An 18,131-nucleotide genomic window follows, 5' to 3' on the forward strand; every position below is an offset into this window, starting at 1 on the left:
TATAATCACGTCGTTGCGCACGCGATTTAATCGTTGCTTATCAATGTGAAGCATGATTCACTCTGTTTGGGAACGGGGAAGTTCGGTTCAGCTAGGCGAAAGCCCGTCTGTCCGATCTTCGCAGGGCAAAGGAGTGGTGGGGTCATGAGCACAAGGATTAAGCCGGCCAACGGCGCGCTCGCACTTGTCGAGATGAAGGAATTCGCCGGTTTTCCGGCCGCGACGCAGCGTTACATCCGCCGGTCGCTGGACGTGGGTCTCAATCGCCGGGATGCGTTGAAGCGCTGGTCGCGCAACGCCGCCGAAGCGTCGAGCATTCGCGCGCAGGAGCATATCTATCGCCGCCTCGACCATGTGCGCGGCCATGTGCCGGACGATAACGGCTTCGACGCGATCGAGCCGATGATGGCGCCGCTCGTCACGATGACGGCTTTCGACCTGGCGGAAGGCAAGCTGCCCGATTTCGCCGCCTATCGCTTCCTCTACGAACGGCTGGTCGGCCCGGCGGTGCGGCCTTGGCTGCCCGCGGCTTTCTGCGCCGCGGCCGCACTTCCCCACCTGCATCCGGATCGCCGCCGGCTTCTGCTGCAGTCGATCAGCGAGGCTGCCGCGACGGCGCCGGGCTGGTCGAACCGCGAGCCCGCTTTCTTCCCGGACTGGGTGGAAAAGGTCGACCTGACGATCGCTGGCTGAAGCCGGACGAGCGAATGCGGATGAGGGCGAGCCCGGGGGCTCGCCCTTATTCGTTCCGGGGCCGCCCTTTCAGAACGAATTGCTCGCTGACCCGGACGTGGCGGGTGGCGACGGTGACTTCCGCGAGGAATAGCAGCAGCCCCATCGTCAGGCTGATCATCGCGAGGATGAACAGCACGGAGACGGGGATCGCGAAGTTGATCGCCACCAGATCGGCGACGAACAGCACCACGACGACGAGGCAGATGAGCAAGGCGGCGGTCGTGCACAGGCCGATCGCCCAATGGGTATAGGCCATGCGGCGGTCGAGCACGGCGAGCGCCTTGATGTCCGCCGCGCGCATCGCTCCAGTTTCCTCCGGCACCCGCGCTTCAATGCGGCGGGCGTGATCGACGACGCGGGCGAGACGATGGGCGAGCACGTTCAACACGCTGCCGATGCCCGCGAGCAGGAAGACTGGCGCGACGGCAAGCTGGATGATGTGGGCGATCAGCGAGACATTGGCGTCGGTGACGGCGGAGACGGCTTCCATGCGCCGCTTGTGCGGCCAAGCATAAGAAGCGTCAACCGCAAGGGTCAGCGCCGCGCCCGGCTCCGCTTTTCCGCCCGCGCCGCCTTTTGCTTGCCAAAGCGGGTGGTGCGGGTGCCGGGCTTGCCGCTGATCGAATGGCCGAGGAGAGGCGCCTTCTTTTCATGGTCGGGGATGCCGAGCTCGTCGGCTTCGAGGCGGCGGATTTCGTCGCGCAGACGCCCGGCTTCCTCGAATTCGAGGTCGGCGGCAGCCTTGCGCATGCGGCTTTCGAGATCCTCGATATAAGCGCGCAGATTGTGGCCGACGAGATGCGGTGCGTCCTCGTCGCCGGTGTCGACGGTGACGCTGTCGCGGTTCGACACGTCGGCGAGAATGTCGCTGATGTTGCGCTTGATCGTCGTCGGCGTGATGCCGTGCAGGGCGTTATAGGCCTGCTGCTTTTCGCGGCGGCGGTCGGTTTCGCGAAGCGCACGCTCCATCGATCCGGTGATCCGATCGGCATAAAGGATCACCTTGCCCTCGACGTTGCGGGCGGCGCGGCCGATCGTCTGGATGAGCGAGGTTTCAGAGCGGAGGAAGCCTTCCTTGTCGGCGTCGAGGATCGCGACGAGGCCGCATTCGGGAATATCGAGGCCTTCGCGCAGCAGGTTGATGCCGACCAGCACGTCGTAGACCCCCAGACGGAGGTCGCGGATCAGCTCGATGCGCTCCAGCGTCTCGACGTCCGAGTGCATGTAGCGGACGCGCAGGCCCGCTTCGTGGAGGAATTCGGTGAGGTCTTCCGCCATGCGCTTGGTGAGCGTCGTGACGAGGGTGCGATAGCCTTTCTTCGCGGTTTCCTTCGCTTCGTGGATCAGGTCGTCGACCTGGTCCTCGACCGGCTTGATTTCGACCGGCGGGTCGATGAGTCCGGTGGGACGAATGACTTGCTCGGAAAAGACGCCGCCGGTCTGCTCCATCTCCCAACCGCCGGGCGTCGCGGACACGGCGACTGTCTGGGGGCGCATCACGTCCCATTCGTTGAAGCGCAGCGGGCGATTGTCGATGCAGGAGGGGAGACGGAAGCCATATTCGGCGAGCGTCAGCTTGCGGCGATGGTCGCCGCGCGCCATCGCGCCGATCTGCGGCACGGTCTGGTGGCTTTCGTCGACGAACAGGAGCGCATTTTCGGGGAGATATTCGAACAAGGTGGGCGGCGGTTCGCCGGGAAGGCGGCCGGTGAGGAAGCGGCTGTAATTCTCGATCCCCGCGCACGACCCAGTGGCGGCGATCATCTCAAGATCGAAATTGGTCCGCTGTTCGAGCCGCTGAGCCTCGAGCAATTTGCCTTCCGCCACCAGTTCCTTGAGGCGCTCGGCCAGCTCATGACGGATCGCCTCCATCGCCTGCTTGAGCGTCGGGCCGGGGGTGACGTGGTGGCTATTCGCATAGACCTTTACATAATCGAGGCTGGCGACCTTCTTGCCGGTCAGGGGATCGAATTCGACGATCTCCTCGATTTCGTCGCCGAAGAAATTAATGCGCCAGGCGGTGTCCTCATAATGGCTGGGGAAGATTTCCAGATTGTCGCCGCGCACCCGGAAATTGCCGCGCGCAAAGGCCTGGTCGTTGCGCTTGTACTGGAGGGCGACGAGCTTGCGAATGATCTCGCGCTGGTCGACCGTCTCGCCCTTCTTTAAGGAGAAGACCATGGCCGAATAGGTCTCGACCGAGCCGATGCCGTAGAGGCACGAAACGGACGCGACGATGATCACGTCGTCGCGTTCGAGGAGGGCACGGGTGGCCGAGTGGCGCATCCGGTCGATCGCCTCGTTCACCGAGCTTTCTTTCTCGATATAGGTGTCCGACCTGGGCACATAGGCTTCGGGCTGGTAATAATCGTAATAGCTGACGAAATATTCGACCGCATTGTCCGGGAAGAAGCTCTTGAACTCGCCGTAAAGCTGGGCGGCCAGGATCTTGTTGGGGGCCAGGATCAAGGCCGGGCGCTGCGTCGCCTCGATCACCTTCGCCATGGTGAAGGTCTTGCCCGATCCGGTGACGCCGAGCAGCACCTGCGTCCTTTCGTCATCCTGGATCTGATCGACGATCTCGCGGATCGCCGCCGGCTGGTCGCCGGCCGGTTCGTAATCCGACACGATCTTGAACGCCTTGCCGCCCTCGCTCTTTTCGGGGCGCTGCGGGCGGTGGGGAATGAAGTCCTGGCCGGTTTCCGGTTCGTCCAGGCTGGTGCGGATGATGATCGCCATGACCGCCTATATGGTGTTTGCCCGCGCGCCGCGCTAGCATCCCGAAAGGCAAGGGGGGAATTATGACGTTCAAGACACTATTGCTCGCGGCGGTTGCGATCGCGACTCCTGCCGCCGCCGCGCCGGATTTCGCGGCCGCGGTGAAGGCGGATTACGATCAGCGGCTCGGCGCTTTGTTCGTCGATTTTCACAAGAATCCGGAGCTGAGCTTCGTCGAGAATCGCACCGCGAAAATCATGGCGCAGCAGCTTCGCGAGGCGGGCGCCACGGTGACGGAAGGCGTCGGCGGCACGGGCGTCGTCGGCGTGATGCGGAACGGCACGGGGCCGACTGTGCTGATTCGCGCCGACATGGACGCGCTGCCGGTGAAGGAGGCGAGCGGGCTTCCTTACGCATCCACCGTCATGCAGAAGGGGGTCGACGGCCAGACGGTTCCGGTCATGCACGCCTGCGGCCACGATGTGCACATCACGTCCTTGATCGGCACCGCGCGGCGGCTGGCGGCGCTGAAGGACCGGTGGCGGGGCACCGTCCTATTCGTCGCCCAGCCCGCCGAAGAACGGGTCGGCGGCGCGCGGGCGATGCTGCAGGACGGGCTCTACACGCGATTTCCCAAGCCGGATTATGCCCTCGGTTTCCACGTCCGCGCCGGGGCGCCGACGGGCAAGATCCTGCTCGAACCCGGCATCAATTATTCGTCCGCCGACAGCGTCGACATCATTGTTCACGGCGTCGGCGCGCATGGCGCGGCTCCGCACATGGGCAAGGATCCGGTCGTGATGGGATCGCAGATCGTGATGGCGCTCCAGACCCTCGTCACCCGCGAGATCGCGCCGCTGAAACCGGCGGTGATCACGGTCGGCGCCTTCCATTCCGGCCTCAAGCACAACATCATTTCCGACCGCGCCGAGCTGCAGCTCACTGTTCGTTCGGACGATGAGGAAACCCGGCAAAAGCTGCTCGACGGCATCAAGCGGATCGCCCAGAATGTGGGCCGCATGAACGGCCTTCCCGAAGATCGGCTGCCGGAAGTGAAGGTGGGCCATGAATCGACGCCTCCGACGATCAACGACGCGGCGTTGACCGCCCGGTTGCGCGGCGCGATGACGGCCGCCTTTTCGGAGGCGCTCTTCCACGAAGAGCCGCGGGTCAGCATGGGCGGCGAGGATTTCGCTTATTTCGTCCAGCCCGAACATAATGTCCCGGGTGTCTATTTCGCGGTAGGCGGTACGCCGCAAAAGGATATCGATGCGGAGAAAGCGGGCGGACCGGCGGTGCCGTCGCACCACTCGCCCTTCTTCAAGATCGATCCGGAACCCTCGATCAGGGTGGGGACCGAAACGATGACGGTGGCGGTCCTGGAATTGTTGAAACCGGGAGGGTCGGCCGCCGGAAATTGAGCAAGCCGGTTCCAGGGCCGATTGGAGTGCCGTCCGCGGCCTTCGCGAGCCGGGCCCTATCTAGGGCGCGGAAAGAGCGAAGCCCGCGGGCGCGTTCGTTTCCCGATGGCCGTCATGATACATGTCCATGACGAGATCGAATTTGCCCGGCGCGGCGGCCTTGCAGTCGAGCGGATAGAGATTGACGATCGTTCCGAAGGCGCCGACGCCGCCGGATGCTCTTTGCCCGACCGCCGGTTGCGATCCGTCGGCGCAGCGCAGGCGATCGATATAGGCCCTTTCGCCATGCGGGCCGCCGACCCGCACGGGGTTGGCAAGCGTGCCGAGCGGGTGGCGGGCGGCTTCGGCGGTCGCGCGGGCGAGTTCCTCGTCCGACACGCCGAGGCCGATCTGGGCGAGCAGTTTTTCAGGCGGCGGCGTGCTTTCGCTCGACGGCTTTTGCGCGCCGGCCGCGGCGGCGCAGGCCAGGCCCAGGATGAACAGGATCGGTCGGCGCGTCATCATGTCTTTCCCCCCAATCGGAAGAGCCGATTAGCCGATCCGGCGGCGCAATGCACCTTCCTTGTGAGGCGAAGACGCGGTTTCTAAAGGTCGGGGTCGACGGGATATTGTTCGCCGGACGGATCGATGCCCTCCGGGTTTGGGGTCAGAAGCGCCGGGTCGTCCGCGCCCGTGCCTTTTTCCCGTTCGAGCGCTTCGGGTATTTCGCCATGCCGCGCTTCTTCGCTCGCCGGAAGAGGGTGGCCGGTGCCGGGGCGCCCGTTCATCGCGGCTTGCCTTCCTCCGCGCCGCCCCCGGCTTGCGGATCCTCGTCATAATCTTCGCCAAGGTTGCCGCCGCCCGCGCCCGAACCGGAGCCCGCGACGCGCCCGGTCTTGGGATCGAAGGATGCGCGGCGGCCCCGCTCATCCTCCCGGTCCAGCGTGTCCTGCGGGCGGGCGGCGTCGCCGGGCCGCTGGTGACGCGTCGAAAGATTATCGTCGTCGGCGGTCATGGCATGATCCTTTTACAAACTAGAAATGCAGCGCCTTGCGCCGCCGCTCCACGGCCGAAGCGGCGGAATGCGGAGCGAGCGCATCGCGCGTCGCCATTTGGGTGAAGAGCAACCGCTCCTGCTGCTGACGCTGCAATTGCTCGTCATAGAGGCCGGGCGCGCGGCCCTGGCTGCACGGAGCCTTGTCGGCCACTATGTGCTTGGTAGTCATGAGATAATAACGTCCATGCGGCTTCCCCGTTCCGCGTCGCTGAATGGAGCGCGGCGTGGGACGAAAGCCGGAACGGTAAGGGTGGCCAGGCGTTTTTTCATAAGCCAGCTTCCCAGCGACGGGAGCCTGAAGACCAAGGAGAGATGTCATGGCCAATCAAAATAAATCCGGCCGCCAACCGCAGAAGCAACAGCAGCAGCAGGACGAGCGCCAATCGGGCCGCCAGCAACAGCAGCATCAGGGTGATCGTAAGGATCGCCAGCAACAATAAGCTCATGTCATGAGCTTCAATCAGGGCGGTCCGCGCAGGCGGGCCGCCCTTTTTGTTGGGATTTACAGGTTAGTGTGTTACTGAGCTATATCAGATGAAGCGGATGGAAGGTGAACGATGGCGAAGGAAGGCAAGAAGGCGAAGGCCAAATTGAAAATGCCGAAGAAGATTGCGGGCGTGAAGGTATCGAAGAAGGTCCGCAAGGCGGCCGATCCGATCCTGGAGGTCGCCAAGAATCCCATCGTGGCTGAAATCGCCGCCGCCGCCCTGGTCGCCGCCGCGGGCGCGCTTACGGCGCGGCGCCACAAAACCGAAATCGCCGATAAGGTGGGGGACATGCGTGAACGTCTGAACCGCGCGGGCGGATCGCTGCGCGATCGTTTCACGCTGCTGGCCGACGAAATGGCGGATAAGGCGCTTTCGGCGCTCGACGGCCTCGAGCAAAGCCTGTCCGGCGCCAAAGCGGCGGCCCCATCCTCCGCACCTGGCGATGCCGACGCGCCCCAGCCGCCAGCCGCCCCGGTTAAGCCCCAGCGTCCGCCGCGCGCAGGATAAGGCCCGGCGCGGTGGACATTGCAAACAGGCCTAAAATGTTTCCAATTCGGCCGCGAAGGTCTCTTCGATCCAGCCGCCGCCCATGACCCGGTCGCCAAGATAAAGTACTGCCGCCTGTCCGGGCGCCACCCCATATTCGGGCGCGTCGAAATGGATGCTTTCGCCGTCGAAGCGCACCGGCGCCGGCCGGGCCATCGAACGGACCTTGGCGGTAAGACGATCTGACGTTTCCTTGCCGCCGAGCCAGTTGATCTCGCCAAGCCGGGCGGCGCGCACTGCAAGGGCGCTCTTGGGGCCAACGACGACGCGGCGGCTCTCCGGCTCCAGCCTGACGACATAAAGCGGTTCGGGCTGGCCGCCGATCTCGAGGCCGCGCCGCTGGCCGACCGTGTAATGAATGAGGCCCTTGTGGAGGCCGAGTATGTTGCCGGCGCGGTCGACGATCTCGCCGCCATCCCCGGCTTCCGGGCGCACTTTCTTCACTACCGATGCGTAATCGCCATTGGGGACGAAGCAAATGTCCTGGCTGTCCGGCTTTTCCGCGACGGTGAGCGAAATGTCCTTCGCGATTTCGCGCACCGCGCTTTTGGGCATGCCACCCAAAGGAAAGCGCAGGAAATCGAGCTGATCCTGCGTCGTCGCGAACAGGAAGTAGCTTTGATCGCGCGCGGGATCGGCGCCGCGGTGCAATTCGACCCGCTTCGGCCCGGCAACGCGGCGGACATAATGGCCGGTGGCGAGACAATCGGCGCCAAGCTCTCTGGCAAGGCTTAAAAGGTCGGTGAATTTCACCCCTTGGTTGCAGCGCACGCAGGGAATCGGCGTGCGGCCGTTCATATATTCGTCGGCGAAGCGGTCGATCACGCCTTCGCGGAAGCGGCTTTCATAATCGAACACATAATGGGCGATGCCGAGCCGGTCGCACACCGAGCGCGCGTCGTAAATGTCCTGTCCCGCGCAGCAGCTGCCCGGCTTCTGTACCGCCATGCCATGGTCGTAGAGCTGCAGCGTGACGCCGATCACTTCCGCGCCCGTGCGGGCGGCGAGGGCGGCCACGACGGAGGAATCGACTCCGCCCGACATGGCGACGACGATCCGCGCCTCGCTGGCCGGGCGATCGAGCTGGAAATCGGCTGTCATGATGCGGACGCGTATAGGGATTTCCCGCCGGTTCGGACAGCCCTGTCTCGCCTTGGCACGATTCCGGCAGGGCGAGGAATCCTTTCCGCCGCATTTACCGAATCGTCAGCCTTCGATTCTAGCTTCCCGCCCCATGAATTTGGCACCTCTTTCACGGCCGCGCTTCAAGATGGCGGCATCCGGATCGGCGGCGCAAGACTATGCGACGCTGGTCGCCCTGCTGAATGCCACCCAGGCCGGCCATTCGGCCCTATTCCCCATGGCGGACGAATCCGAAACCCCTCCGGAAGGCGATAGCTTCATCGAACTCATCGCGGGCGGCCCCGCGTGGCGCCAGGCCATTCTGGGCCAGAGCGGATCGTTCAACCGCGACATTGCGGAACGGGATTTCGACGGTTCTGGGGCGTGAAGGGAAAATTTACCTCCCTTGCCTAGAACCTTCCAAAACCCCGCCCGCGACGGCGCACTCAGGAAGGAGAAGGCCCGGTCACGGGCTCAAACGAGATAGCCATGATCGAGAACCAGACCATCCGTCCCGCCCAGGTGATCGGCCCGCTTGGCGATCCGCTGACGCTCGACACGCTGCCGCCCCGTTCGACCAGCCGGTGGGTGGTGCGCCGGAAGGCCGAGGTGGTGGCGGCGGTCAATGGCGGCCTTCTGTCCGTCGACGAGGCTTGCGAGCGTTACGGCCTGACGCTCGAAGAATTCGCGACCTGGCAGCGCGCGGTCGAGCGTGCCGGCATGGCCGGCCTGCGCGTCACGCGCATCCAACATTATAAATCGCTCTACGACCGAAAGCGCGCCTGACACCGCTGGCGCGGGCATTCGCTACTCTTCCGAAACAAATAATCGTTTCAGTCGTTTCCCGCCCGCCTGCCGCTCTTTCAAGTGCGGAGAGGCCGGGAGGAACAAGCGCGCGGCCCACGCGTCTTGCCCTTCGTACCGCCGACGAAATCTGTCGGTCTGTCGGCGCGAAGAAAAGGGAAAGGAGACCATATAATGGGTATCATCTTGTGGCTGATCATCGGCGGCATCATCGGCTGGCTGGCCAGCATCATCATGCGCACCGACGCGCAGCAGGGCATCCTGCTCAACATCGTCGTGGGCATTATCGGCGCGTTCATCGGCGGCCTGGTCGTTTCCGGCGGGTCGATCAACAATGCGCCGCTCAATCTCACTTCGTTCCTTGTCTCGCTGCTCGGCGCGGTCATCCTGCTCGCGATCGTCAACCTGTTCCGCCGCGGCCGCGTCCGCTAAGAACAGTCTCGGTTCAAACAGGAAAGGGACCATTCCGGCTGCCGGAACGGTCCCTTTTCTTTATCCTGATCGCCGATTCACTCGAGTTCGAAACTGACCGAAAGGGTCGCTTCGATCGCCTGCTCGCCCGGATCGATGGGCGTGGAGGCGGCATCGGCACCCCGGGCTTCCATCGCATAAGGCATCGGTCCCGGCATCCGCATCGCGCCCGTTTCGCTGACCGACAGGATGCGTCCGACCCTTTTGCCGAGCGCCTGCGCGTAAAGACCGGCCCGCGCCCGCGCCTTGGCAAGCGCATCGGCGCGCGCCTCGTCCATGGCGGCGTCTTGGTTTTCGATCGTCCAGGCCGGGCCGTTAATCTGGTTGGCGCCGTTGCCGACCAGCGCGTCCAATATCTTGCCGGTATTGGCGATGTCGCGGAACCGGACGGTGACCTGATTGCCAGCCCGGTAGCCCGTCAGTTGCGGCGGCTGATTGTCGATATAGCGATAGTCCGGGCTGAGGCTGATGGCGCTCGTCTGGATGTCGCGATCGGCGACCCCCGCGCGCTTGAGGGCAGCGCGCACCCGTTCCATCTGCCGGGCATTGTCCGCAATCGCGGCCGTCGCGGTCGGGGCCTGGGTAACGACGCCGGTGCTGATCTGGGCGACATCGGGCACGCGGCGCACCTCTCCAGTCGCGACAACGTCAAGGCGCGTGCCCATGATCGGGCGGGTCGGGCTGAGCGGCGCTTCTTGCGCCATCGCGCCCGTAACCGGGGTAGCGGCGGCGGCGGCTGCCAACGCGATCATTCGAATCATTTCATCCTCCATTCCTTACTAAGCCGAAACGAAACAGGGAAAATTCATTAACGCCTTGGCCGGTGCATTGTTGCTGAATGGAAAAGACAAGCCCGATTCAGCCCCATTAAACCGGAATCGATGGAAAAAAGCCTTCTTCGGGTCTATGGGCGGCGCACGACAGGCTGCGCGCGCACTTTTTCCGGCTTGAGGCCGGTGACTTATTGCGGTAATACAGTCGGCATATGACGGGATGAACCGTCTCAGCGGTGGAAAGATGGCTATGAATATCGAAGCGGCTCAGTGGCGGCGCGACGCACTCGCGGATGGCGAGATCGTGGATGAGACGATCATCATCCGCAACCGGCGGCGGCGTAATATCATCGTCGCGGCCGTCGCCGCGATCGTGGTCGCCTTGATCGCCATCGCAGCCCTGATGGGCGGCGGCGAAGAGAAAGCCGCGGGACCGGCCGCCAAGGGCGGGGCCGCAGCGACGCCGCGCGTCACCGTGATCGTGCCCGGCCGCCAGCAGGTCGCCCGTCTCATTTCCGCCACCGGCACGCTCGCCGCGCGCCGCGACATGCCGGTCGGCGTGTCGGGCGAAGGCGGCACCGTCGCCCGCGTCCTCGTCGAGCCCGGTCAGTGGGTCGGCGCAGGTCAGACGCTCGCCGTCATTGAACGGTCGGTGCAAAGCCAGCAGGCGCAGCAGCTTGCCGCGCAGATCGACGTCGCCCGCGCCGACGCCGCGCTCGCCGCGAGCGAGTTGAAGCGGGCCCAGGCCTTGGTCGCGCGCGGCTTCGTGTCGCAGGCCGATATCGACCGCAAGCAAGCGACGCTCAACGCCGCCAATGCCCGCGTCCGGGTGGCGCAGGCCCAGCTTGCCGAAACCCGCGCGCGCATCGGCAAATTGGACGTCCGTGCCCCCGCCGCCGGCCTGGTTCTCGATCGCATGGTCGAGCCGGGCCAGGTAGTGAGCGCGGGTTCGGGCGCCTTGTTCCGCATCGCCATGGGCGGCGAAATGGAAATGCTCGCCCGCTTGTCGCAAGAGGATCTGACGCGGCTGAGCCCCGGCGTCCCCGCCAGCGTGACTCCGGTTGGTTCGGCTCAGACCGTCTCAGGATCGGTCTGGCAGGTGTCGCCGGTCATCGATCCGCAAACCCGCCAAGGCGAGGCGCGCATCTCCATTCCCTATAACCGCGCCATTCGTCCAGGCGGCTTCGCGTCGGCCGAAATCCGCGCCGGTGCGCTCGACGCGCCGCTGCTGCCGGAATCGGCGGTGCAAAGCGACGACAAGGGCAATTTCGTCTACATCATCGACGGCAGGAACAAGGTCGTCCGTCGCGACGTCCAGATCGGCGATGTGTCCGATGCCGGCGTCGCCATCGTTGGCGGCCTGCAAGGCAACGAACGGGTCGTCGAATCGGCAGGCGCGTTCTTGAACCCCGGCGATACCGTCCAGCCCGTCCGCGCGACGGCCAACCGCTAAGGCGAGCACAGCATATGAGTTTCCGCAACATATCGGCATGGGCGATCCGGAACCCGGTTCCGCCGCTCGTCCTGTTCGTCGCGCTCGCGCTCGCCGGGCTCATCAGCTTCATGCGAATGGAAATCCAGAACGATCCGGACATCGATTTCCCGGTGGTGATCGTCGCCATCTCGCAGCCGGGCGCCGCGCCGACCGAGCTTGAGAACCAGATCACGCAGAAGGTGGAAGCCGCCGTCCGGTCCTTGCCCGGGATCGAGGAGATCAACTCCAACGTCACCGAAGGCAGTTCGACGACCGTGGTCCAGCTGGCGATCGGCACCCCGATCGACCGCTCGGTGAACGACGTGCGCGATTCCATCACGCAGATTCGCGGCCAATTGCCGGAAGGCATATTGGAGCCGCAGGTCTTCCGCGTCGACACGACCGACAACGACCTTGCGAGCTACACCGTTTCGTCGACCAACATGACGCTCGAGCAGCTGAGCTGGTATGTCGACAACACCGTCACCAAGGAATTGCTGTCGGTCCCCGGCATGGCGGGCGTCGACCGGACGGGCGGCGTCAGCCGCGAAATCCGCGTCATCCTCGATCCGGCCAAGCTCCAGTCGCAGGGATTGACCGCGAACCAGGTCAATCAGGCGCTTCGCCAGATCAACCTCAATGCCGCCGGTGGCCGCGCCGAGATTGCGGGTTCGGAACAGTCGGTCCGCGTTCTCGGCAATGCGGCGAATGCCTTCGATCTTTCGCAAACGCAGCTCAATGTGGGCGGCGGACGCACGGTGAAGCTCGCCGACATCGGTGAGGTGCGCGACCTGTATGCCGAGCAGCGTTCCTATGCGACGCAGGACGGCCAGCAAGTCCTGGCCTTCAGCTTCCAGCGCGCGAAGAATGAATCCGATGTCGCCGTGTTCGACGGCGCGGTCGCAAAGATCGCGGAGCTCGAAAAGCGCAATCCCAACGTCAAGTTCGACCTCGTCTTCGACAATGTGAAATATGCCAAGGAGCAATATCACAGTTCGATGATGGCGATGCTCGAAGGCGCGGTACTCGCCGTTATCGTCGTGTTCCTGTTCCTGCGGGACTGGCGCGCCACGATCATTTCGGCCCTTGCCATTCCGCTGTCGGCGATCCCCGCTTTCTGGTTCATGGATCTGATGGGCTTCACGCTCAACACAATGACGCTGCTGGCGCTCGCGCTGGTGGCCGGGGTGCTGGTCGACGATGCGATCGTGGAGATCGAGAATATCGTCCGGCACATGCGCATGGGCAAATCCGCCTATCAGGCCTCGATCGAGGCGGCAGACGAGATCGGCCTCGCCGTGCTTGCGACCACCATGTCGATCGTGGCGGTCTTCTTCCCCGTCGGCCTGATGCCGGGCATTGCGGGCCAGTTCTTCAAGAATTTCGGCTTCACCGTCGTGGCGTCGGTGCTGATGAGCCTCGCCGTCGCGCGTCTCATCACCCCGATGATCGCGGCCTATTTCCTGAAGTCCAAAGGGCATCAGTCGCACGGCGAAGGCAAGCTGATGGACTGGTATATGTCGGTCCTGCGCTTCACCCTCCGCCACCGCTGGGTCGCGGTGACGGGCGGCGCGATCGCCTTCGCCTGCACCATCGCCACCTTCGCGATGCTGCCGCAGACCTTCCAGCCGGAAACCGACCAGGATCGCTCCACGGCGTCCATCGAAATGGTGCCGGGCAGCACGCTCGCCCAAACCGGCGCGGTCGCCCGTCAGGTCGCGAGCTTGCTGAAGCAGCAGCCGGAAGTGGAATCCACCTTCAGCCGGGTTTTCGTCGGCAATGCCAACGTGACCGCGATCTACAAGGAAGACAAAGAGCGTTCGAGCGTCGAGTTCGAACGGGCGATCGCCCCGCAATTGGCGAACATCCCGGATGCGCGCGTGTCCTTCCGCTCGCAATTCGGCGGCGGCCGCGACATCATGGTCACGCTGGGCAGCGACGATCCCGCCAAGCTGCAGGCCACGGCGAACAAGCTGATGCAGGAAATGGCCGGGTTGCCCGAGATCACGTCGCCGCGCGTCAACGGCGACTTGCAGCGTCCGGAAATCACCATCCGCCCGCGTCTCGATCTGGCGGCGGAGCTTGGCGTCACCACCGGCGCGCTTTCGAACGCGATCCGCATCGCGACGCTGGGCGACATCGATCAGAACAGCGCGAAATTCTCACTGTCCGACCGGCAGATCCCGATCCGGGTGGCGCTCAACGAAAATGCCCGCGCGCGGCTTTCGACGATCGAGAACCTTCCGGTGCCGACGGCGACCGGCGGATCGGTGCCGTTGAAGCTCGTCGCGAATATCGGCTTCGGCGCCGGGCCGACCCGCATCGACCGCATGAACCAGACGCGCCGCGTCACGATCGGCGCCGATCTTGCCCCCGGCATCGTCAGCGGCCAGGCCTGGACCAAGATCAATCAGCTGCCGACGATGAAGAACCTGCCGCTCGGCGTGAACCAGGTCGTGTCCGGCATGCAGAAATGGCAGGGCGAGCTCATTCAGAGCTTCATCATCGCCGTGATTTCGGGCCTGTTCATGGTCTTCGCGGTGCTGGTGCTGCTCTACAAGCGCCTGATGCCGCCGTTCGTGAACATGGGCTCGCTGCTGCTGGCGCCGCTGGGCGGCACGCTGGCGTTGCTCGTCACCGGCAATCCGATCTCGCTGCCCGTCTATATCGGCCTCCTGATGCTGCTCGGCATCGTCGCCAAGAACTCGATCCTGCTGATCGACTTCGCGCTGGAGGAGATGGACAAAGGCGTCGACAAGATGACGGCGATCCTCGATGCCGGCCACAAGCGCGCCCAGCCGATCGTGATGACCACGGTCGCCATGGTCGCGGGCATGGTGCCGACCGCGCTCGCCATTTCTGGTGACAACGCATGGCGCGCGCCGATGGGCATCACCGTGATCGGCGGCCTCATCCTCTCAACCGTCCTGACCTTGGTGCTGGTGCCCGGAACCTTCTCCCTGGCCCTTGGGTTGGAAAAGCGGATCGCCAAGCATGGCCGGAAGCTCATCACCTACAAGGGCGTCGAGGATCACGGCCCCGCCGCGCAACCCGCGGAGTGAACCAAATGGGCGGCCGGACGATATAGAGGGCATGCGCCACTCCACGTCGTCCGGCCTCTCACGCCTCAACCCGGTTCAAGGCGGCGCGCGGGGCATGCGGGTCATCGCGACGGGCATGCTGCTCGCGATGGCCGCGCTCTTCGCCGTCGCGACCAGCCTCGATGAAGCCTATCCGGCCTGGGGCTTCGTGAAGGCCTTCGCCGAAGCCGCGATGGTCGGCGGCCTTGCCGACTGGTTCGCGGTCACCGCGCTTTTCCGCCACCCGCTTGGGCTACCCATCCCCCACACCGCCATCATTCCCCGCAACAAGGACCGGATCGGCGACACGCTGGCCCTCTTCCTCCGGGACAATTTCCTGACCCCGTCCGTCGTCGCGCGGCGCATGGGGAAGGTGGACGTGGCTGGGGCGATCGGCCGCTTCCTTGCGGAGCCGCCGGCGGGCGAAGGGCGGCTGCGCGAGGGCGCGTCACGGCTCATCGTCGACGTTTTGGAATCGCTGGATCAGGAACGCCTCGGCGGCATGGTGAAGAGCGCCATTTCCTCCCGCATCCGCGCGCTGGAAGTCTCGCCAATGCTCGGCCAGTCGCTGGAAGCGGCGATGGATGAGGACCGGCATATTCCCGTCCTCGACAGCATCATCACCTGGGCCGGGCGGACGCTCGACGCCAATGAGGACATCATCCGCGACATGGTCCACGAACGGGCGGGCTGGGTGATGCGGCTCGCGGGGATCGACGACAAACTCGCCGATGCGATCGTCGACGGTCTGCGCCGCCTCACCATCGACATGGCCGTCGATCCGCACCACCCGCTGCGTCAAAGCGCGGAGGAAGGCCTGGCGCGTCTCGCCAGCAACCTGCGCAGCGATCCCGATACGCAGGCCAAGGTCGAGGAGATGAAGAACGGCCTCGTCGACAATGAAGCGCTCAGCCACTGGATGGACGGCCTCTGGGAAAACGCTCGCGCGGGCCTCTTAAGGGCGGCGCGCGATCCCGACGCGACGATGGCCGGAAAATTCGGCGAAGCGTTGCAGCAGCTCGGCACCACCCTTCAGGACGATGCCCGGCTCAAGGCCACGATCAACCAATTCGCCCGCCGCACCGTCGTCGGCATGGTCGCGACCTATGGGACCGGCATCGTCGCCCTCGTATCCGAAACGGTCCGCGGCTGGGACGCGCGCACCATCACCGGCCGCCTGGAAAGTGCGGTCGGACGCGATCTGCAATATATCCGGGTCAACGGGACGCTTGTCGGCGGCCTCGTCGGCCTCATCATTCATACCGTCGAAACGGTGGCTTAACCCGCCGATACGCGCTCGATATCGGCGCCGACGGCCTGCAGCTTTTCTTCCAGCCGCTCGTAACCGCGATCGAGGTGGTAGATGCGGGAGACAATGGTCTCGCCTTCGGCCGCGAGGCCGGCGAGGATGAGGCTCATCGACGCGCGCAGGTCCGTCGCCATCACTTCCGCACCATGGAGTTTCGGCACTCCGCGCACGACGGCGGCGCGGCCGCGCACGTCGATGTCGGCGCCCATGCGCGACAGCTCCGGCACGTGCATGTAGCGGTTTTCGAAGATCGTTTCGGTGAGCAGGCTGGTCCCGTTCGCCAGTGCCAGCATCGACATGAATTGCGCTTGCATGTCGGTGGGGAAGGCGGGGAACGGCGCGGTGGACAGGGTCAGGGGCTTAATGTCCGCGCCCGCCGTCACCCTGATGCCGCCTTTCACGTCCTCAACTGTGACGCCCGCCTCGATCAGCGCGTCGAGGATCGCGGTCATCGTCTCCTTGCGCGCGCCCACCAGCTCGATCGACCCGCCGGTTATCGCTGCGGCGCAGGCATAGCTGCCCGCCTCGATCCGGTCGGGCATCACCGCATAGGTCGCGCCGTGGAGGCGATCGACGCCCTCGACCGTCAGCGTATCGGTGCGCAGGCCGCTGATCTTCGCGCCCATGGCGATGAGGCACATGGCGAGATCGGTGATTTCCGGCTCGCGCGCGGCATTTTCGATCACCGTCGTCCCCTTGGCGAGGACGGCCGCCATCAGCGCGTTTTCGGTGGCGCCAACCGATACGACCGGAAAGCGGACATGGCCGCCGCGCAGGCCCCCGCTCGGCACCTTCGCCTTCACATAGCCGGCGGCAAGCTCGATTTCGGCGCCAAGCGCTTCGAGCGCCTTCAGGTGCAGGTCGATCGGCCGGTTGCCGATCGCGCAGCCGCCGGGCAGCGACACGGTGGCTTCCCCCGCGCGGGCCATGAGGGGGCCGAGCACGAGGATCGAGGCCCGCATCTTGCGCACGATGTCGTAAGGCGCGACCGTCGACGCGATGTTGGATGCCCGCAACGTCATCACGCGGCCGAATTCGTCCCGTTTCGATCCTTCGATCATCGTCGAGGCGCCAAGCTGGTTCATCAGATGACCGAAGCCGTCGACATCGGCGAGGCGCGGCAGGTTGCGCAGCGTCAAGGGCTCGTCGGTCAAGAGGGCGCAGGGCAAAAGGGTGAGGGCCGCGTTCTTCGCGCCCGAAATTTGGATGCGGCCTTCAAGGCGGCGGCCGCCTTTGATGATGATCTTGTCCATGGCGCGGTTTCTAGAGCTTTGCCGCGCGCACGCAAGCAGCCTCATGCCGAAACGATCCGCTGCGGTCACTTGATTTCGGTTAGGGCGCACCAAAAAAATGCATCCTAATAAGCCGCCCAAGAGTGGGCTTTAAAAACGGGGATGAATTTGGGCAGTTGCCTTGCGGAACGTCTGTCGCACTATCTTGACCTAACGGATAACGAACATGCCGCCCTCGATGAAATCGAGGTGCAGGAGCGGGAATGCAAACGCGGAACCATCATCCGCCGGGAGCAGGATCGCGGCCGGGAATTGTTCGTGCTGCGGTCGGGCTGGCTGCAAAGCCATGTCGTCCTCGGCGACGGCAGCCGCCAGATCATGCGTTTCTTCTTTCCCGGCGACATCATCGGCCTGTCGAGCCTGGCGCTCGATCACTCACCCGAAACGATCGTGACGGTGAGCGATGCGACGATCGCGCCGTTCAACCGCCAGAAGCTCTGCGACATCTTTGAATCCCATCCGCGTCTCGCCGCATTGATCTTCACGGTCACGATGGCGGAGCGGGTGGCGATGGCGGACCGCCTGGCCTCGATCGGCCGCACGTCGGCGCGGGCCCGCGTGGCATCGATCCTGTGCGAAATCTTCGCCCGCAATCGGGTGATGTTGAAAGGCGAATTGAGCGAGCTTCAACTGCCGCTGACGCAGGAGGATCTGGGCGACGCGACCGGCCTCACCGCCGTTCACGTCAACCGCATGATGCGGGGCCTGGTCGACGATGGCCTGATCGCCCGCAGCGGCAACAAGGTGGGGCTGATCGACGAAGGCCGCCTGGCGGCCGAAGCGAATTTCATCGATCGCTACGCGAAGATCGACACGAGCTGGCTCCCGCCGGCGCGCTAGCCTTCGCCGATGCGCAGCTAGG

The 18,131-nt window shown here is 64.6% G+C and carries 20 protein-coding genes; 10 read left to right on the forward strand and 10 right to left on the reverse strand.

From position 1 onward, the window contains the following. The first annotated feature begins 144 nt into the window (after positions 1 to 144). Positions 145 to 693, forward strand: a complete 549-nt coding sequence (locus IC614_RS11365) for a hypothetical protein (RefSeq protein ID WP_200971575.1) — start codon at positions 145 to 147, stop codon at positions 691 to 693. A 46-nt stretch (positions 694 to 739) separates the two neighbouring features. On the opposite strand, the gene IC614_RS11370 is transcribed toward IC614_RS11365, so the two are convergent. Together IC614_RS11370 and uvrB are read right to left on the reverse strand one after the other, a co-directional pair. After that, the gene (locus IC614_RS11370) at positions 740 to 1,225 is read right to left on the reverse strand and encodes a DUF2721 domain-containing protein (RefSeq protein ID WP_200971576.1); all 486 of its coding nucleotides are present in this window, start codon (positions 1,223 to 1,225) and stop codon (positions 740 to 742) included. Positions 1,226 to 1,269: 44 nt separating this feature from the next. Continuing rightward, positions 1,270 to 3,474 carry an excinuclease ABC subunit UvrB gene (uvrB, locus tag IC614_RS11375; protein ID WP_200971577.1) on the reverse strand — a complete coding sequence of 735 codons (2,205 nt, stop codon included), beginning with the start codon at positions 3,472 to 3,474 and terminating at the stop codon, positions 1,270 to 1,272. A gap of 62 nt (positions 3,475 to 3,536) precedes the next feature. On the opposite strand from uvrB, the gene IC614_RS11380 reads away from it, so the two are divergent. Beyond that, positions 3,537 to 4,874: an amidohydrolase gene (locus tag IC614_RS11380; protein WP_200971578.1), complete on the forward strand. Its 1,338-nt coding sequence runs from the start codon at positions 3,537 to 3,539 to the stop codon at positions 4,872 to 4,874. 60 nt (positions 4,875 to 4,934) lie between these two features. On the opposite strand, the gene IC614_RS11385 is transcribed toward IC614_RS11380, so the two are convergent. The 5 genes from IC614_RS11385 to IC614_RS11405 form a co-directional block, all read right to left on the reverse strand. Beyond that, positions 4,935 to 5,378 carry a hypothetical protein gene (locus tag IC614_RS11385; protein WP_200971579.1) on the reverse strand — a complete coding sequence of 148 codons (444 nt, stop codon included), beginning with the start codon at positions 5,376 to 5,378 and terminating at the stop codon, positions 4,935 to 4,937. An 80-nt stretch (positions 5,379 to 5,458) separates the two neighbouring features. Continuing rightward, positions 5,459 to 5,641 carry a hypothetical protein gene (locus tag IC614_RS11390; protein ID WP_200971580.1) on the reverse strand — a complete coding sequence of 61 codons (183 nt, stop codon included), beginning with the start codon at positions 5,639 to 5,641 and terminating at the stop codon, positions 5,459 to 5,461. Continuing rightward, positions 5,638 to 5,868: a hypothetical protein gene (locus IC614_RS11395; protein ID WP_200971581.1), complete on the reverse strand. Its 231-nt coding sequence runs from the start codon at positions 5,866 to 5,868 to the stop codon at positions 5,638 to 5,640. Before IC614_RS11395 ends, IC614_RS11390 begins: the two co-directional genes overlap by 4 nt. Before the next feature lie 19 nt (positions 5,869 to 5,887). After that, complete coding sequence (locus IC614_RS11400) at positions 5,888 to 6,061, reverse strand: hypothetical protein (RefSeq protein ID WP_200971582.1); 174 nt, start codon at positions 6,059 to 6,061, stop codon at positions 5,888 to 5,890. Positions 6,062 to 6,176: 115 nt separating this feature from the next. Next, complete coding sequence (locus IC614_RS11405) at positions 6,177 to 6,356, reverse strand: hypothetical protein (protein ID WP_200971583.1); 180 nt, start codon at positions 6,354 to 6,356, stop codon at positions 6,177 to 6,179. Between the two features lie 111 nt (positions 6,357 to 6,467). Between IC614_RS11405 and IC614_RS11410 the strand changes: the two genes are divergently transcribed. Next, a complete protein-coding gene (locus IC614_RS11410) occupies positions 6,468 to 6,905 on the forward strand; it encodes a hypothetical protein (RefSeq protein ID WP_200971584.1) in 438 nt (145 codons plus the stop codon). Between the two features lie 30 nt (positions 6,906 to 6,935). On the opposite strand, the gene mnmA is transcribed toward IC614_RS11410, so the two are convergent. Further along, complete coding sequence (mnmA, locus tag IC614_RS11415) at positions 6,936 to 8,045, reverse strand: tRNA 2-thiouridine(34) synthase MnmA (RefSeq protein ID WP_200971585.1); 1,110 nt, start codon at positions 8,043 to 8,045, stop codon at positions 6,936 to 6,938. Positions 8,046 to 8,214: 169 nt separating this feature from the next. Between mnmA and IC614_RS11420 the strand changes: the two genes are divergently transcribed. From IC614_RS11420 to IC614_RS11430, 3 genes are all read left to right on the forward strand, one after another. After that, positions 8,215 to 8,454, forward strand: coding sequence for a hypothetical protein (locus IC614_RS11420; RefSeq protein WP_207791118.1), 240 nt, complete (start codon positions 8,215 to 8,217; stop codon positions 8,452 to 8,454). A 101-nt stretch (positions 8,455 to 8,555) separates the two neighbouring features. Next, complete coding sequence (gene sciP / locus IC614_RS11425; RefSeq protein ID WP_200971587.1) at positions 8,556 to 8,852, forward strand: CtrA inhibitor SciP; 297 nt, start codon at positions 8,556 to 8,558, stop codon at positions 8,850 to 8,852. Positions 8,853 to 9,044: 192 nt separating this feature from the next. Further along, positions 9,045 to 9,302, forward strand: a complete 258-nt coding sequence (locus IC614_RS11430; RefSeq protein ID WP_200971588.1) for a GlsB/YeaQ/YmgE family stress response membrane protein — start codon at positions 9,045 to 9,047, stop codon at positions 9,300 to 9,302. 77 nt (positions 9,303 to 9,379) lie between these two features. Here the strand turns inward: IC614_RS11430 and IC614_RS11435 are convergent, their stop codons facing one another. Further along, positions 9,380 to 10,102: an SIMPL domain-containing protein gene (locus IC614_RS11435; protein WP_226372648.1), complete on the reverse strand. Its 723-nt coding sequence runs from the start codon at positions 10,100 to 10,102 to the stop codon at positions 9,380 to 9,382. 262 nt (positions 10,103 to 10,364) lie between these two features. Between IC614_RS11435 and IC614_RS11440 the strand changes: the two genes are divergently transcribed. From IC614_RS11440 to IC614_RS11450, 3 genes are read left to right on the forward strand one after another with little or no spacing between them, the layout of a single operon-like run. Further along, positions 10,365 to 11,567, forward strand: a complete 1,203-nt coding sequence (locus IC614_RS11440) for an efflux RND transporter periplasmic adaptor subunit (protein ID WP_200971590.1) — start codon at positions 10,365 to 10,367, stop codon at positions 11,565 to 11,567. A 14-nt stretch (positions 11,568 to 11,581) separates the two neighbouring features. Further along, entirely contained in the window at positions 11,582 to 14,650 is a 3,069-nt protein-coding gene (locus IC614_RS11445; RefSeq protein ID WP_200971591.1) for an efflux RND transporter permease subunit, read from the forward strand. A 31-nt stretch (positions 14,651 to 14,681) separates the two neighbouring features. Further along, complete coding sequence (locus IC614_RS11450) at positions 14,682 to 15,950, forward strand: DUF445 domain-containing protein (RefSeq protein ID WP_226372649.1); 1,269 nt, start codon at positions 14,682 to 14,684, stop codon at positions 15,948 to 15,950. Here the strand turns inward: IC614_RS11450 and murA are convergent. Continuing rightward, the gene (gene murA, locus IC614_RS11455) at positions 15,947 to 17,230 is read right to left on the reverse strand and encodes a UDP-N-acetylglucosamine 1-carboxyvinyltransferase (RefSeq protein WP_200971592.1); all 1,284 of its coding nucleotides are present in this window, start codon (positions 17,228 to 17,230) and stop codon (positions 15,947 to 15,949) included. The genes IC614_RS11450 and murA overlap by 4 nt on opposite strands. A gap of 147 nt (positions 17,231 to 17,377) precedes the next feature. Here murA and IC614_RS11460 point away from each other — a divergent pair, with 147 nt between their 5' ends. Beyond that, positions 17,378 to 18,109, forward strand: coding sequence for a Crp/Fnr family transcriptional regulator (locus IC614_RS11460; RefSeq protein ID WP_226372650.1), 732 nt, complete (start codon positions 17,378 to 17,380; stop codon positions 18,107 to 18,109). Positions 18,110 to 18,131 lie beyond the last annotated feature (22 nt).

Origin of the sequence: Sphingosinicella flava, assembly GCF_016025255.1 — a bacterium.
Taxonomy (GTDB): Bacteria; Pseudomonadota; Alphaproteobacteria; order Sphingomonadales; family Sphingomonadaceae; genus Allosphingosinicella; species Allosphingosinicella flava.